Annotated in this window: 18 protein-coding genes, 1 tRNA gene and 1 riboswitch; of the genes, 14 read left to right on the forward strand and 5 right to left on the reverse strand. The window is 70.7% G+C overall.

The features are described 5' to 3' along the window. Positions 1-66 precede the first annotated feature (66 nt). From clpS to ACIQMU_RS25375, 9 genes are all read left to right on the forward strand, one after another. The gene (gene clpS / locus ACIQMU_RS25335; RefSeq protein WP_352241378.1) at positions 67-384 is read left to right on the forward strand and encodes an ATP-dependent Clp protease adapter ClpS; all 318 of its coding nucleotides are present in this window, start codon (positions 67-69) and stop codon (positions 382-384) included. A gap of 58 nt (positions 385-442) precedes the next feature. Next, on the forward strand, positions 443-1,054 hold the full coding sequence (locus ACIQMU_RS25340; protein WP_402689748.1) for a DUF2017 domain-containing protein: 612 nt from the start codon (positions 443-445) through the stop codon (positions 1,052-1,054). Between the two features lie 151 nt (positions 1,055-1,205). Next, on the forward strand, positions 1,206-1,628 hold the full coding sequence (locus ACIQMU_RS25345; RefSeq protein ID WP_352241305.1) for a M67 family metallopeptidase: 423 nt from the start codon (positions 1,206-1,208) through the stop codon (positions 1,626-1,628). A 78-nt stretch (positions 1,629-1,706) separates the two neighbouring features. Further along, positions 1,707-1,807, forward strand: a riboswitch (cobalamin riboswitch). Positions 1,808-1,865: 58 nt separating this feature from the next. Then, positions 1,866-2,864, forward strand: a complete 999-nt coding sequence (locus ACIQMU_RS25350) for an ABC transporter substrate-binding protein (RefSeq protein ID WP_402689749.1) — start codon at positions 1,866-1,868, stop codon at positions 2,862-2,864. Next, positions 2,861-3,901, forward strand: a complete 1,041-nt coding sequence (locus ACIQMU_RS25355; RefSeq protein WP_402689750.1) for a FecCD family ABC transporter permease — start codon at positions 2,861-2,863, stop codon at positions 3,899-3,901. The genes ACIQMU_RS25350 and ACIQMU_RS25355 overlap by 4 nt, the downstream gene beginning before the upstream one ends. Before the next feature lie 64 nt (positions 3,902-3,965). Continuing rightward, a complete protein-coding gene (locus tag ACIQMU_RS25360) occupies positions 3,966-4,787 on the forward strand; it encodes an ABC transporter ATP-binding protein (protein ID WP_352241308.1) in 822 nt (273 codons plus the stop codon). A 44-nt stretch (positions 4,788-4,831) separates the two neighbouring features. Next, on the forward strand, positions 4,832-4,960 hold the full coding sequence (locus tag ACIQMU_RS25365; RefSeq protein WP_352241309.1) for a putative leader peptide: 129 nt from the start codon (positions 4,832-4,834) through the stop codon (positions 4,958-4,960). 97 nt (positions 4,961-5,057) lie between these two features. Next, a complete protein-coding gene (locus ACIQMU_RS25370; RefSeq protein WP_352241310.1) occupies positions 5,058-5,345 on the forward strand; it encodes a MoaD/ThiS family protein in 288 nt (95 codons plus the stop codon). After that, entirely contained in the window at positions 5,345-6,295 is a 951-nt protein-coding gene (locus tag ACIQMU_RS25375) for a cysteine synthase (RefSeq protein WP_352241311.1), read from the forward strand. The genes ACIQMU_RS25370 and ACIQMU_RS25375 overlap by 1 nt, the downstream gene beginning before the upstream one ends. Before the next feature lie 62 nt (positions 6,296-6,357). On the opposite strand, the gene ACIQMU_RS25380 is transcribed toward ACIQMU_RS25375, so the two are convergent. Then, positions 6,358-6,867, reverse strand: a complete 510-nt coding sequence (locus tag ACIQMU_RS25380; protein WP_352241312.1) for a type II toxin-antitoxin system PemK/MazF family toxin — start codon at positions 6,865-6,867, stop codon at positions 6,358-6,360. Positions 6,868-7,104: 237 nt separating this feature from the next. On the opposite strand from ACIQMU_RS25380, the gene ACIQMU_RS25385 reads away from it, so the two are divergent. Continuing rightward, complete coding sequence (locus ACIQMU_RS25385; protein ID WP_352241313.1) at positions 7,105-7,857, forward strand: MBL fold metallo-hydrolase; 753 nt, start codon at positions 7,105-7,107, stop codon at positions 7,855-7,857. Positions 7,858-8,103: 246 nt separating this feature from the next. Here ACIQMU_RS25385 and ACIQMU_RS25390 read toward each other — a convergent pair whose 3' ends face one another. After that, a complete protein-coding gene (locus ACIQMU_RS25390) occupies positions 8,104-9,366 on the reverse strand; it encodes a PTS transporter subunit EIIC (RefSeq protein ID WP_352241314.1) in 1,263 nt (420 codons plus the stop codon). Between the two features lie 279 nt (positions 9,367-9,645). Continuing rightward, complete coding sequence (locus tag ACIQMU_RS25395) at positions 9,646-10,905, reverse strand: PTS transporter subunit EIIC (RefSeq protein ID WP_402689751.1); 1,260 nt, start codon at positions 10,903-10,905, stop codon at positions 9,646-9,648. Positions 10,906-11,068: 163 nt separating this feature from the next. Between ACIQMU_RS25395 and ACIQMU_RS25400 the strand changes: the two genes are divergently transcribed. The 4 genes from ACIQMU_RS25400 (at position 11,069) to rdgB (ending at position 13,428) form a co-directional block, all read left to right on the forward strand. After that, positions 11,069-11,359: a PTS glucose/sucrose transporter subunit IIB gene (locus tag ACIQMU_RS25400; RefSeq protein ID WP_352241316.1), complete on the forward strand. Its 291-nt coding sequence runs from the start codon at positions 11,069-11,071 to the stop codon at positions 11,357-11,359. A 149-nt stretch (positions 11,360-11,508) separates the two neighbouring features. Then, positions 11,509-12,246 (forward strand): ribonuclease PH, encoded by a 738-nt coding sequence (gene rph / locus ACIQMU_RS25405; protein WP_402689752.1) that lies wholly within the window; start codon positions 11,509-11,511, stop codon positions 12,244-12,246. A gap of 123 nt (positions 12,247-12,369) precedes the next feature. After that, positions 12,370-12,759 carry a hypothetical protein gene (locus ACIQMU_RS25410; protein ID WP_402689753.1) on the forward strand — a complete coding sequence of 130 codons (390 nt, stop codon included), beginning with the start codon at positions 12,370-12,372 and terminating at the stop codon, positions 12,757-12,759. 66 nt (positions 12,760-12,825) lie between these two features. Then, a complete protein-coding gene (gene rdgB / locus ACIQMU_RS25415; protein ID WP_352241319.1) occupies positions 12,826-13,428 on the forward strand; it encodes an RdgB/HAM1 family non-canonical purine NTP pyrophosphatase in 603 nt (200 codons plus the stop codon). Positions 13,429-13,484: 56 nt separating this feature from the next. Here the strand turns inward: rdgB and ACIQMU_RS25420 are convergent. Then, positions 13,485-13,568 (reverse strand) — tRNA-Leu (locus ACIQMU_RS25420). Between the two features lie 42 nt (positions 13,569-13,610). Then, positions 13,611-14,615, reverse strand: coding sequence for an HNH endonuclease (locus tag ACIQMU_RS25425; RefSeq protein WP_352241320.1), 1,005 nt, complete (start codon positions 14,613-14,615; stop codon positions 13,611-13,613). Between the last annotated feature and the right edge of the window lie 131 nt (positions 14,616-14,746).

Below are 14,746 nucleotides of genomic sequence, written 5' to 3' on the forward strand. Positions count from 1 at the left end.
CCCCCTATTCGTCAGAGTGACGAGATGTGGGGTCCGTTTGTGCGTGGAGGCCGCCCGGGTGGCAGCATGGGAAGGGTGAGCGTTGCTACCCCCCTAGAGATCGAACGTCCCGATTCGGCCGAGGAGACCTTCGCGGTCCCGGAGCCGGACGTCCCGTGGGTGACGCTCGTCCACAATGACCCGGTCAACCTCATGAGCTACGTGACCTACGTCTTCCAGGCGTACTTCGGCTACTCGAAGGACAAGGCGCACAGGCTCATGATGGACGTGCACCAGAAGGGCCGCGCCGTCGTCTCCAGCGGGAGCCGCGAGGAGATGGAACGCGATGTGCAGGCCATGCACGGCTACGGGCTGTGGGCCACCCTCACCCAGGACCGCAACTAGAGCCCCCCGGGCCCGCCCCGCCTCCACCCGCCCCGTTCGACCCACCATCGGAGAATCCATGGCCGGCCATTTCGAGGCCACCCCAGGCGGCGGCGCGGCCGTCGCGCTCGACGAGGTCGAGATCTCCATCCTGCGCTCCCTCGCCGTCCAGCTGCTCGAACTGATCGGCCCCGGCGAGACGCCCGCCGACGGCGAGGACCCCCTCGCCGCCCTCTTCGCGGAGGGTCCCAGCAAGCCGCCGGCCGACCCGGCGCTCGCCCGGCTCTTCCCCGACGCCTACGGCGGCCCCGGCGGGCCCGCCGGGGGCGGAAAGCCGGAGGAGGAGCTGCGCGAGCTGTCCGCCGAGTTCCGCCGCTTCACCGAGAACGACCTGCGCTCCGGCAAACGCGAGGACGCCGTCACCGTCGTCCGCACCCTCGACGCCCTCTCGCCCGCCGGGGGCGGCGGCGCCGTCCTCACCCTCACGGGAGACGAGTGCCGCAGCTGGCTCCGCTCCCTCAACGACCTGCGTCTGACCATCGGCGCCCGGCTGGAGGTCTCCGACGAGGACGAGGGCGAGGAAGGCGCGCTCTACCGGCTCCCCGACACCGATCCGCGCAAGCCCATGGTGATGGCCTACCTCTGGCTCGGGGCGCTCCAGGAAACACTCGTCGAGACGCTGATGCCGTAGGCGCCGGGAGCGTGCGCCCCGCCGCGCCACCGGCGGGGAGCCGCCCGTCCGCCCCTCTCCGTCCTGCCGTGGCCGGCCGACGTGTCCAACATGCGGACCCCCACGTACCACCCACCGGTACTCCGGGGGCCGCCTGCATATCCTGGCTGCCATGCTGACCATCACCCAGACGCTCTACGACCGGATCGTCGCCCACTCCCGCGCCGACCACCCCGACGAAGCGTGCGGAGTCGTCGCGGGCCCGGCCGGGACAGGACGCCCCGAGCGCTTCATCCCGATGCTCAACGCCGCCCGCTCGCCCACGTTCTACGAGTTCGACTCCGGCGACCTCCTCAAGCTGTACCGCGAGATGGACGACCGCGACGAGGAACCCGTGGTCATCTACCACTCGCACACGGCCACCGAGGCATACCCCTCCCGCACCGACGTCACCTACGCCAACGAACCCGGCGCCCACTACGTCCTCGTATCCACCGCAGACGCCGACGGCGCGGGCCCCTTCCAGTTCCGCTCGTACCGCATCGTGGACGGCGAGATCACCGAGGAAGACGTGCAGGTCGTCGCGGCGTACTGAGCCACGGCGTCCGGCCGCCCCGCGAGGAAGCCGAACGGGTCTGGCACACTGCCCCCAGAACCCATCAAGGCAGCAGGCACCAGGAAGCCGGTGCGAATCCGGCACGGTCCCGCCACTGTGACCGGGCCCCCTCCCACGCGGACCTCCGCACCGGAGGGCGGCCCGGAAGTCAGGAACTGGCCCGCCGCCTTCTCGCATCGACCAGGGGACGCGGAAATCCCCCGGAGAGGCCCTGCCATGTCCTGGCGCACCCCCGCGCTCATAGCCGCCGCCGTGCTGCTCCCGCTCACTCTCACCGCCTGCTCCGCCTCGGACGGCGACACCGCCGACGAACGGCCCGAAGCCGCGGCGAAGAGCCCGGGCTTCCCGTACACCGTCGAGAACTGCGGTGTCACCACCACCTACCAGGCGCCGCCGCGACGCGTCGTCACCATGAACCAGCACGTCACCGAGATCGTGCTGGAACTGGGCCTGGCGGAATCCCTCGTCGGCACCGCCTACCTCGACGACCAGGTCCTGCCGAAGTACGCGAAGGACTACGCCTCCGTCCCCGTCCTCGCCGAGAAGTACCCCTCCTACGAGCAAGTCCTCGCCGCCGACCCCGACTTCGTCTACGGCGGTTACGCCAGCGCCTTCGCGGCGGGCGACGGCCGCAGCCGCGAGGCCCTCGGGAAGTCCGGCATCGACAGCCGCCTCAACACCGAGAGCTGCACCGAGGGCGACGCCCCGATGGACACCCTCTACGAGGAGATCCGCGAGGTCGGCCGCACCTTCGGCGTCACCGACCGCGCCGAGGCGTGGATCGAGCGGGCCACGGCCGAGAACGCCGCCACCGCCAAGAAGCTGGCGGACCTCGACCCCGTCTCCGTCTTCGTCTACGACAGCGGCGACAAGACCGCCTTCACCGCGGGCGGCGAGGGCATCGGCAACGAACTCATCGAACGGGCGGGCGGCGCCAACGTCTTCGCGGACCTCGACAAGCCCTTCGGCGACGCCTCCTGGGAGAACGTCGTCGCCCGCAAGCCTGAAGCCATCGTGATCTACGACTACGGCTCCACCACCGTCGAACAGAAGAAGAAGCGCCTCCTCACCGACCCGGCCCTCGCCGGCATCCCCGCCATCAAGAACAGGCGCTTCGCGGTCCTGCCGCTCTCCGACGCGGTCCTCGGCGTCCGCGTCCCCGCCGCCGTCGGCAAGCTCGCGGCCCAGCTCCACCCGGCGGACACCACCCCGTGACCTGCCGCGCCCCCGCACCGCGGCGGCTGCTCCGCCACACGCTGGTGCTCGGCGTCCTCGCCGCGCTCCTCGCCGCCGCCGTGATCGCCGCACTCGCCCTCGGCTCCGTCCGCATCCCGCCCGGCCAGGTCCTCGACATCCTGACCGGGCGGGCCGAGGCGAGCCCCTTCCGCACGATCGTCCTGGACGTCCGGCTGCCCCGCGTGCTGCTCGGCATCGTCGTCGGCGCCGGACTCGCCGTCATCGGCACCGTCCTCCAGGCCCTCGTACGCAACCAGCTCGCCGACCCGTTCCTCCTCGGCGTCTCCTCCGGAGCCTCCGCCGGCGCGGTCCTCGTGATCGTCCTCGGCATCGGCGCGACCCTCGCCACCACCGTCACCATCCCCGCCGCCGCCTTCGCCGGCGCGCTGCTCTCCCTGCTGCTCGTCTGCTCCCTGGCCCGCGGCGGAGGCGGCCTCACCACCAACCGGCTCGTCCTCGCCGGAGTCGCCGTCTCCTACGTCCTCTCCGCCCTCACCAGCCTGATCCTGGTCACCTCCGCCCGCGCCGACCACCTCCAGGAAGTCCTCTACTGGACCCTCGGCGGCCTCGGCTCCGCCCGCTGGGACATGCTCGCGCTCCCTACCGTCACCCTGATCGCCGGCACCGCCGTCCTCCTCGTCCTGGCCCGGCCGCTCGACCTGCTCCTGGTGGGGGAGGAGGGCGCCACCGTCCTCGGCCTCGACACCGCCCGCTTCCGGGCCGCCGTCTTCGTCCTCGCCTCGCTCATGACCGGGGCGCTCGTCGCGTACAGCGGAGCCATCGGCTTCGTCGGGCTGATGGTCCCGCACATGGCCCGGATGGCCGTCGGCGCCGCACACCGCGCACTGCTCCCCGTCGTGGCCCTCGGCGGAGCGGTGTTCCTGGTCCTCGCGGACCTGGCCGCCCGCACGATCGCCGCCCCCCAGGACATCCCGGTCGGCGTCCTCACCGCGCTGACCGGCGGACCCTTCTTCCTCTGGATGCTCCGCCGCCGCCCCGAAGGAGCCCCCGCATGACGACCGCACCCCGCCGGGCGAGCACCCGCACGACGACCGCACCATCCGCCGAGGGAGCCCGCCCGTGACCACCCTGCGCACCGAGGGCCTCTCGTACGGCATCGGCGGGGGCCGCCACCTCGTCGACGCCGTCGACCTCACCGCCGCCCACGGTGAGACCGTCGGCCTCGTCGGCCCCAACGGCAGCGGCAAGACCACCCTGCTGCGCTGCGTCTACGGCACCCTGCGCCCCACCCACGGCCGCGTCCTCCTCGACGGCGACGACCTCGCCACCCTCCCCGTGAAGGCCCGCGCCCAGCGCATCGCCACCGTCCCGCAGGACGGACACGCCGGGTTCGAGCTCACCGTCGGCCAGGTCGTCGCGATGGGCCGCGCCCCGCACAAACGGTTCTGGGAGGCGGACACCGCCGTCGACACCGCCCTGGTCACCGAGGCCCTGACCCGGGTCGGCATCGCCGCGCTCGCACCCCGGGCGTTCGCCTCCCTCTCCGGCGGCGAACGCCAACGCGCCCTCGTCGCCCGCGCCCTGGTCCAGCAGCCGTCCCTCGTCGTCCTGGACGAGCCGACCAACCACCTGGACATCCGCTACCAGCTGGAGATCCTCTCCCTGGTCCGCGGCCTCGGCACCACCAACCTCCTCGCCCTGCACGACCTCAACCTCGCCGCCTACTACTGCGACCGCCTCTACGTCCTCCAGGACGGCCGCGTCATCGCCTCGGGCCCCCCGCGGGAAGTCCTCACGGCCGAACTGCTGGGCGAGGTGTACGGCGTCGCCGCCGAGGTCAGCAGCCATCCGAGGACCGGCGCACCCACCGTCGTCTACCTCCCGCCGGACCGAACCGACCCCACAAGTCCACATGATGAACGCTCACCATCCGCGATGTGAGATGGCACTCGGGTTTCCGCACAGGGAATCGATACGATGCCCGCATGGTTCCCCATGACGTGAGCAACAAGACGCCGGGCGCGCTGCTCGTCGCGCGGCTGCACGTCGACCTGTGCAGGCTCGCCAGCGCGATCTGTCCCGCCCGAAGCCTGCCCGCGAACCGCCCGGCCTGAGCCGCGGTCCGCGCGCCCACCCACCGCACACACCCCCGCGCGGGGGCAGAAACGCGCGCCCCACGTCACCTCCACGCTTTCGACAGGAGCCCACGCCATGGCCATCGAGGTCCGCATCCCGACCATCCTCCGCACCTACACCGACGGCGCGAAGGCCGTCGAAGGCAACGGGGACACCCTCGCCGACCTCTTCACCGACCTGGAGAGCCGCCACACCGGCATCCGTGAGCGACTCGTCGACGGCGCCAACGGCGAACAGCTCCGCCGCTTCGTGAACGTCTACCTCAACGACGAGGACGTCCGCTTCCTCGACGGCATCAACACCAAGCTCGGCGACGGCGACAACGTCACGATCCTCCCGGCCGTCGCCGGCGGCATGCGCTGATGCGGTACGACTCCCCGCTGGCGGCCGTGGGGGGCACCCCCCTCGTCCGCCTCCCGCGGCTGTCCCCGTCCGAGGACGTCCGCATCTGGGCCAAGCTGGAGGACCGCAACCCCACCGGCTCGATCAAGGACCGCCCGGCGCTCCACATGCTCGAACAGGCCGAGAAGGACGGCCGGCTCACCCCCGGCTGCACCATCCTGGAACCCACCAGCGGCAACACCGGCATCTCCCTCGCCATGGCCGCCAAGCTCAAGGGCTACCGCATCGTCTGCGTCATGCCCGAGAACACCTCCCAGGAACGCCGCGACCTGCTCGCCATGTGGGGCGCCGAGATCATCTCCTCCCCGGCCGCGGGCGGCTCCAACACCGCCGTCCGCGTCGCCAAGGAACTCATCGCCGAGCACCCCGACTGGGTGATGCTCTACCAGTACGGCAACCCGGACAACGCGGGCGCCCACTACGCCACCACCGGACCCGAGATCCTCACCGACCTCCCGTCCATCACCCACTTCGTCGCGGGCCTCGGCACCACCGGCACCCTCATGGGCGTCGGCCGCTACCTCCGCGAGAATGTTCCCGGCATCCGGATCGTCGCCGCCGAACCACGCTACGACGACCTGGTCTACGGACTGCGCAACCTCGACGAGGGCTTCGTCCCCGAGCTCTACGACGCCTCCGTCCTCACCACCCGCTTCTCCGTGGGCTCCGCCGACGCGGTCACCCGCACCCGCGAACTCCTCCAGCGGGAGGGCATCTTCGCGGGCGTCTCCACCGGCGCGGCCCTCCACGCGGCGATCGGCGTGGGCGACAAGGCGGTCAAGGCGGGAGAGAGCGCCGACATCGTCTTCGTCGTCGCGGACGGCGGCTGGAAGTACCTGTCGACCGGCGTCTACACGGCGGAGACGACGGAAGCGGCCATCGAAACGCTTCAGGGCCAGCTCTGGGCATGAGCCCCTCCGGCGCCTGAGGAGCCGGGCCGAGGGGCGGAACCCCGAAACCGGGGCCCCGCCCCTCACCCCGCTCCGAGCCCGCGCACCCGCTCCCACAGCTCCGGATCCACCGTCCCCACCCGCCGCCGGAACCCGGCGATCCGCACCTCGCGCAGCTCGTCCGTCTCCAGGAAACTCCGCCGCCCCTGGCGGTCCCCGACCGTCCCGGGGGGCAGCGCGATCACCCCGGGGCGCTCCTCCTGATGCTTGCTGGTGATCTTGGCGACCAGCGCCGTGCGCCCCCGGCCCCGCCCCCGCACCGAGATCACCAGACACGGCCGGTCCTTCGACCCGGGCCCGTCCTCGTACGGCACATCGGCCCACCACACCTCGCCCGCCCGCGGCGTACGTCCCTCCCCGCGCCCCGCCGGGCCCGACGGTCCGGCCGGCGGCCCCGTACCGGCCGACGGCTCCCGCCGGCGCGGCCGGCGGGAGCGGGGACCGCGGTCCGAGCGCCCCCGCCCGTCCACCACCGCGGCCACGAGCGCCAGCAGAACCACGGCGACCAGCGCCACCCACCAGAACGTGTTCATCCCCCGACCGTACCGGCGGCGAGGACCGGACCGGCGGGACGCCCCGGTGGCCGCGCTTCCATCGAACCGGTGACAGAGCAGGTGAGTTCCCCCACAACGGAGGGCGGCAAAGGAGCGACGCGGAGTTTCGCGCCTTACGCTCGTCGAACCGCAGAACCCGTCCCGCAGGAACCCCACGAAGCTCCGGCGGAATCGCACGAACCCTCCCCGTTCCCGCGTCCCGGAGGTTCACGCTCCATGAAGCTCACCGTCGTCGGCTGCTCCGGCTCGTTCCCCTCCACGGGTTCGGCATGCTCGAGCTACCTCGTAGAGGCCGACGGCTTCCGGCTGCTCCTCGACATGGGCAACGGCGCCCTCGGCGAGCTGCAGCGCCACGTCGGTCTCTACGACCTCGACGCGATCTTCCTCAGCCATCTGCACGCCGACCACTGCATCGACATGTGCGCGTACTTCGTCGTGCGCTACTACCGGCACGACGGCGCCCGCCCCGTCCCCCTCCCGGTCTACGGCCCCGAGGGAACCGAGCAGCGCCTGACCGCCGCCCACGGCGACACCCCCTCCGACCGGGCGATGAGCGAGGTCTTCGACTTCCACACCCTCAAGTCGGCGTCCTTCGAGATCGGCCCGTTCTCGGTCCGGACGGAGAAGCTCCGCCACCCCGTCGACACCTTCGGCATCCGGGTCGAACACGGCGGCTCCGCCCTCGTCTACTCGGGTGACACCGGGGCCTGCGACGCCCTGGAGGACCTGGCCCGGGACGCGGACCTGTTCCTCTGCGAGGCGTCGTTCGTCGACGGCAAGGAGGACATCCCCGACCTGCACCTCAACGGCCGCGAGGCCGGCGAGGCGGCGGCCCGCGCGGGAGTGGGCCGGCTCGTCCTCACCCACATCCCCCCGTGGACCGACGCCGGCCGCAACGCCGCCGACGCCCGTGCGGTCTACCCGGGCCCGGTGGAGCTGGCCGCCCCGGGAGCGGTGTACGAGCTCTGAGAGCGGGGCCGCCGGCCCGTGCCCGCTCCGCGAGACTCCCGGGATGATCACGATCCGACCCGCCCGGGCCCGGGGGCGGCTCCCGCCGGATCCACCGCATGCCCGCGCCCGCACCCGTACGCCGGATGTGAAAGACGCGGCCTGCGGCGGGTACGCCGAAGCCCCCGCGCCCGGAAGACGTCTCCGGGAAGCGGGGGCTTCGGCGTACGGGCGTGGCGGAGGCTCGTACCCCCATGCCGGTGGGTCCTACTTCGCCTCGGCCTTCTGCAGCTCGGCGAGCTCCTCGTCCGACTCCCGGCCCGGGGTCGGGAGGTTGAACTTGGTGATCGCGAAGCGGAAGACCACGTAGTAGATCACCGCGAAGCAGAGGCCGACCAGGACCAGCATCCAGGGCTTCGACGCGATGCCGAGGTTCAGCAGGAAGTCGACCAGACCGGCCGAGAAGCCGAAGCCGTCCTTCATGCCGAGCGCCCACGTCAGGGCCAGCGACACACCCGTGAGCACCGCGTGGATCGCGTACAGCACCGGGGCGATGAACATGAACGTGAACTCGATCGGCTCGGTCACACCGGTGACGAACGAGGTGAGCGCGAGGGAGAACATCATGCCGCCGACGACCTTGCGGCGCTCGGGGCGGGCGCAGTGGACGATCGCGAGGCAGGCCGCCGGGAGGGCGAACATCATGATCGGGAAGAAGCCGGTCATGAACTGTCCGGCTGTGGGGTCGCCCTCCAGGAACCGGGCGATGTCGCCGTGCTTGCCGTTGTACTCGCCCGCCTGGAACCACGGGAAGGAGTTCAGCAGGTGGTGCATGCCGACCGGGATCAGCGCACGGTTGGCGACACCGAAGATGCCCGCGCCGACCGCACCGGAGCCGACGAGCCACTCGCCGAAGTTGTGCAGACCGGAGCCGAGGACCGGCCAGATCAGACCGAAGGCGATACCGATGAGCAGACCCGCGAAGGCGGAGAGGATCGGGACCAGACGGCGGCCGCTGAAGAAGCCGGCCCAGTCGGGCAGCTTGGTCCGGTAGAACTTCTGGTAGAGCAGGGCGACGACGATGCCCATCACGACACCGCCGAGGACCTTGGCATCCACCGGCGCCTCGATCATGACGATCTTGCCGTCGACGACCTCGGGGACCTTGTCCAGGTTCGGGTCCGTGAACGTGGCCAGAACATTCTGGAAGACCAGGTAGCCGGTGACGGCGGCCAGGGCGGTGGAGCCGTCCGACTTCTTGGCGAAGCCGATCGCGATGCCGACGGCGAACAGCAGCGCCATGTTGTCGAGGAGCGCGCTGCCGCCGGCACTCATGTAGCCGGCGAGCTTCGTCACGAGGGTCGGGAACGACTCGCGACCCAGCATGTCGTCGTCGCCGAGGCGGACCAGGAGCGCGGCGGCCGGCAGCACGGCGACCGGCAGCATGAGGCTGCGGCCGATGCGCTGCATGACGGCCATCACGCCGGCGCCCCTTTTCTTGGCCGCGGGTGCGGTCTCAGCCGTGGTCATCAACTTCCTCCATGGGACACGGTGCCGCCCAGACGGTGGATGCGGGGAGGCGGCGACTCGGCAGACGGCGGCAGACAGCCGTGGTCTGGACCACTCAGTGGTGTAGACCAGTTTTAGCACGGTGAGGGTTAGATAAGGAACCTGCAATTACCTGCTTATTCGCAGTAGCAGATCCAGCACGTTCGGTGACACGGCGAAGGCCCCCGGACCGGATGGTCCGAGGGCCTTGCGCGAGCCGGGTGCGGCCGGGCCGAAGCCCCGCTGTCCTGCGGCTCCCTGTTATTTGGTGAGGTCCTGCTCGATCTCCTTCTCGATCTCCTCCGGTTCGCGCCCCGGTGTCTTGAGGTCGAACTTGGTGATCGCGAAGCGGAAGACCACGTAGTAGATCACCGCGAAGCACGCGCCGATCGGGATGATCAGCCAGGGTTTCGTATCGAGATGCCAGTTGACGACGTAGTCGATCAACCCGGCCGAGAAGCTGAACCCCGCATGCACCCCCAGCAGCCAGGTGAGGCCCATGGACGCCCCGGTGAGCACCGCGTGCACGCCGTACAGCAGCGGCGCGACGAACATGAACGAGAACTCGATCGGCTCGGTCACACCCGTGACGAACGAGGTCAGCGCCACCGAGACCATCAGGCCCGCCACCTCCTTGCGGCGCTCGGGCCGCGCGGTGTGGGTGATGGCCAGGGCTGCGGCGGGCAGCCCGAACATCATGATCGGGAAGAAGCCCGAGGTGAACTGTCCGGCCGTCGGGTCCTGCGCGAAGAACCGGGAGATGTCGCCCTGCACGGTCTGGCCGTCCGCCCCGGTGAACTCACCCGCCTGGAACCAGAAGAAGGTATTCAGGAACTGATGCATCCCGATCGGGATCAGCAGCCGGTTCGCGAAGCCGAAGATCGCCGCGCCCCACGAGCCGAGATCGATCAGCTGCTTGGAGAACCAGGTCAGCCCGTCACCCACCGGCTGCCACAGCAGCCCGAACAGCACGCCCAGGATCACGCAGAGGAACGCCATCAGGATCGGCACCAGGCGCCGCCCGTTGAAGAACCCGAGCCAGTCCACCAGCTTGGTGCGGTGGTAGCGCTGCCAGACGACCGCCGTCAGCAGCCCGATCAGGATGCCGCCGAGCACGCCCGGGTTCTGCGGCTCGCCCTCGGGAAGCTGTTCCGTCACGGTGTTGTCCATGGGGAAGGCGGTCAGCACCCCCCGGTAGACCAGGAAGCCGACGACGGCCGCCAGGGCGGTGGAGCCGTCCGCCTTCTTCGCGAAGCCGATCGCCACGCCGATGCAGAACAGCAGCGGCAGGCCGAGCTGGCCGTCGAGGATCGCGGTGCCGCCGTTGAGCAGCACCTTGGAGGTCTTGTCCCAGAAGGCGCCGTCCAGGTAGGAACTGAACAGGTTGCCGAGGCTGACGAGCAGGCCGGCCGCGGGGAGGACGGCCACCGGGAGCTGGAGACTCCGCCCGACCTTCTGCAGGCCCTGGACCGGTCCGTTCCACCATTTTTGCTGCGGTGCCGCAGCGGCGCTCGAACTCATGGGCGTCCTCCCGGAACACTTCACGTTTGGCGGTCGTTGCAAACTGGTGTAGACCAGTTGCGTCACGGTCCGGGGTCCGTCCCGAAGGCAGGGCGCCGGTGATCGTCATCTTTCGGGATCGTCCGGCTACCCGCCCGCGAAGTTGGGCCAACCGTGCGTTACCGTGACGAAACGGACCCGCAGCGGGCGGCCGTCTGCGCGCGAAACCAGGGAGAAGGACATGGCCACCAAGGCTGAGAAGATCGTCGCCGGGCTCGGCGGTATCGACAACATCGACGAGATCGAAGGCTGCATCACCCGCCTCCGCACCGAGGTCCACGACCCCGGCAAGGTCGACGAAGCCGCCCTCAAGGCCGCCGGCGCCCACGGCGTCGTCAAGATGGGCACCGCGATCCAGGTCGTCATCGGCACCGACGCGGACCCCATCGCCGCCGACATCGAAGACATGATGTGACCGGCTGACCCCACGCCGGACCCCGCAGGCCCCGTCCGCCACCGCAGGACGGGGCCGCGCTGTGTCCGGACAGCCCACGGAACGCGGTCCACCGAGGCGGCCACCGCACCCGAACGGAGCCACCCCCTCCAGCGGATAAAGTCGGGCCCATGTCTCGCATCGACGGCCGCACCCCCGAACAGCTCCGCCCCGTCACCATCGAACGCGGCTGGAGCAAGCACGCCGAGGGCTCAGTCCTCGTCTCCTTCGGCGACACCAGAGTCCTCTGCACCGCCTCCGTCACCGAAGGCGTCCCGCGCTGGCGCAAGGGCAGCGGAGAAGGCTGGGTCACCGCCGAGTACTCCATGCTGCCCCGCTCCACCAACACCCGCGGCGACCGCGAATCCGTACGCGGCAAGATCGGCGGACGCACCCACGAGATCAGCCGCCTCATCGGCCGCTCACTCCGCGCCGTCATCGACTACAAGGCCCTGGGCGAGAACACCGTCGTCCTCGACTGCGACGTCCTCCAGGCCGACGGAGGCACCCGCACCGCCGCCATCACCGGCGCCTACGTCGCCCTCGCCGACGCCGTCGCCTGGGCCCAGGGCAAGAAGATCATCAAGGCCGGGCGCAAGCCGCTCACCGACACCGTCGCCGCCATCAGCGTCGGCATCGTCGACGGCACCCCGCTCCTGGACCTCTGCTACGAGGAGGACGTCCGCGCCGAGACCGACATGAACGTCGTCTGCACCGGCGACGGCCGCTTCGTCGAGGTCCAGGGCACCGCCGAGGGCGCACCCTTCGACCGCAAGGAACTCGGCGCCCTCCTCGACCTCGCCACAGCGGGCTGCGTGGACCTCGCCACCCTCCAGCGCGAAGCACTCGCCGGCGCCCAGGACGCGTAGCGACCCACCTTCCCCGGGTAAAGAAGCAACCAAATACGCACCGCACAGCGTCGTTACGGACACGGACGCACGGGTCGAACCGTGCGTCCGTCCACGTACCGACCCCCGGGGAGGGACCGCACCATGGCTTCGCGCCGCCACCAACGCCTCGCACTCGCCACCGCCGCCACCCTGCTGACGCTGACCACCGCCGTGGGCTGCGCCGGCCTCGACAAGGCGCTGGACTGCGTCCGCACCGCCGACGCCATCGCCACCAGCGTCGGCAACCTCCAGAAGGCCGTCTCCAGCGCCTCCGAGGACATCACCCAGGCATCCGAAGCCCTCGACGACATCGACCGCGAGCTGAAGAAGCTCGACGACACCACGGACAACGCCGACCTCTCCAAGGCCGTCGACGACCTCCAGGCAGGGGTCACCAGCGTCCGCGACTCCATCGAGAACGGCGACGCCACCCCCGACATCACCCCGGTCACGGACGCGGCCACGGAGATCGGCAAGGTCTGCAGCCCCTAGTACGGCACGGCCGGCCGTGCCGGGGGCGCGACCGGCCGGCCGCGCCCCCGGGGCGATAATCGCCCCATGAAGCGCCTCATCCTCGCCACCCGCAACGCCGGGAAGATCACCGAACTCCACGCCATCCTCGCCGACGCGGGACTCGACCTCGACCTCGTCGGCGCGGACGCGTACCCCGACATCCCCGACGTCAGGGAAACCGGCGTCACCTTCGCCGAGAACGCGCTCCTCAAGGCCCACGCCCTGGCCCGCGCCACCGGCCTCCCGGCCATCGCCGACGACTCCGGCCTCTGCGTCGACGTCCTCGGCGGCGCCCCCGGCATCTTCTCGGCCCGCTGGTCCGGCGCCCACGGCGACGACACCGCCAACCTGAACCTGCTCCTGGCCCAGCTCGGCGACATCGCCGACGAGCACCGCGGCGCCGCCTTCGCCTGCGCCGCCGCCCTGGCCCTGCCCGACGGCACGGAACGCGTGGTCGAGGGCCGCCTGAACGGCACGCTGCGCCACACCCCGTCCGGTGCCCACGGCTTCGGCTACGACCCGATCCTCCAGCCGGAGGGAGAGACCCGGACCTGCGCGGAGCTGACGCCGGCGGAGAAGAACGCGATCAGCCACCGCGGGAAGGCGTTCCGGGCCTTGGTGCCGGTGGTGCGGGAGTTGGTGGGGTAGGGCCCGAACCGACAGGGCCGAGCCGCATCTCGTGCGGACCGGCCCCGTCCACGGGGTGCGCGAGGAGGGACTCGAACCCTCACGCCACTAGGACACTGGTACCTAAAACCAGCCTGTCTCACCAATTCCAGCACTCGCGCGTCCTGCGCAGTCTACAAGGGAGGGGACGTCGGTCCTGTGAGTTATGCGGTGTCCGACCTCGCACGTCGGCCCTTGCGGCACCACGTTTCGGTCAGCGCGTGACAGTTGGGACACAGGTAGCGCAGGTTCTCGGCCCGGTTGTCGAGCCAGTCACCATTGATGTGATCGATCTGGAGCGTGAACGACCGCCCCAGCCATTCGCCCGGGTTGCCGCAGGACACGCAGCGGTACGCGACACCGAGCTCCCGCAGTGCGCGGTGAAGCCGGCTGCGGTTGGTGCGGGTTGATCCGAGCGGTTTGACGACGAGGGTGGTCGGTGCGGTCGCGCGGGGCTCGGGCGCCCGCGCCGCTGTCCAGGAGCGCCGGGTGAAGTGGCCGGTGTCGAGCTTCAGCTGAACGACCTTGCGGCGTACGCGGCGATGGTTGGTGTCGTTGACTTCGAGGCCGAGCGTTCGCATGACGTCCGCGTAACTGGTACTCCGGGGAACCGCCTGCCGCAGGGCCTCCTCCGGGATCGCCAGCCTCGCGTTGCGGAAATGTGAGGTGTCGACACCCCGCCTCCGCAGCAGGCTCGCCAGCGCCGAGCGTGACCGGCCGTCGTCGGGTACCCCCAGAACGCGTGCTGTGGCCCGGACGCTCTCGGCCGACGCCGCTGCCGCCCGTAACTCGTCGATGGTGAAGGGGAGCTCCGGCCGGGGGCGGTTCAAACCGGGGAAGTGGCTGACATCGATCCCGGAGGCGGTGATGCGGCGGCTGATGTGGGAGAGAGTGCCGCCGGCCGGTGCGGCGCCGAGCTTGGTGACGACCTCGCGCAGTGAGGACGAGGATTTCACCGCTGCTGCGATCGCTGAGTCCGGATACTTCCTCCACGGGCTGCGCCGCGTGAAATGCGAGGTGTCCAGCCCGTACTCCGCCGCCTTCTGCTGGAGCACGCGCCGCCTGCCGCCGTTCGTAGGCAGCTCCAGCCGACGCATCAGGTCCGTCCAGTTCGCCGACGCGGCTATGCCCTCCGCCAGCCGCTCACGTGTGTACGGGCTGTTCCCCATGTGGCCCCCTCCGTCCAGGCTGCCCGTTCGCAGCCTCGTACGGAGTAACGAACCGTTTATCGGACCGTCACGCCCGAATGCCGGTGAGGACGCGGAACGGCCCGTACCGCCGGTGTCGAGCGGTACGGGCC

It is taken from the genome of Streptomyces sp. NPDC091649, assembly GCF_044756785.1.
Classification (GTDB): domain Bacteria; phylum Actinomycetota; class Actinomycetes; order Streptomycetales; family Streptomycetaceae; genus Streptomyces.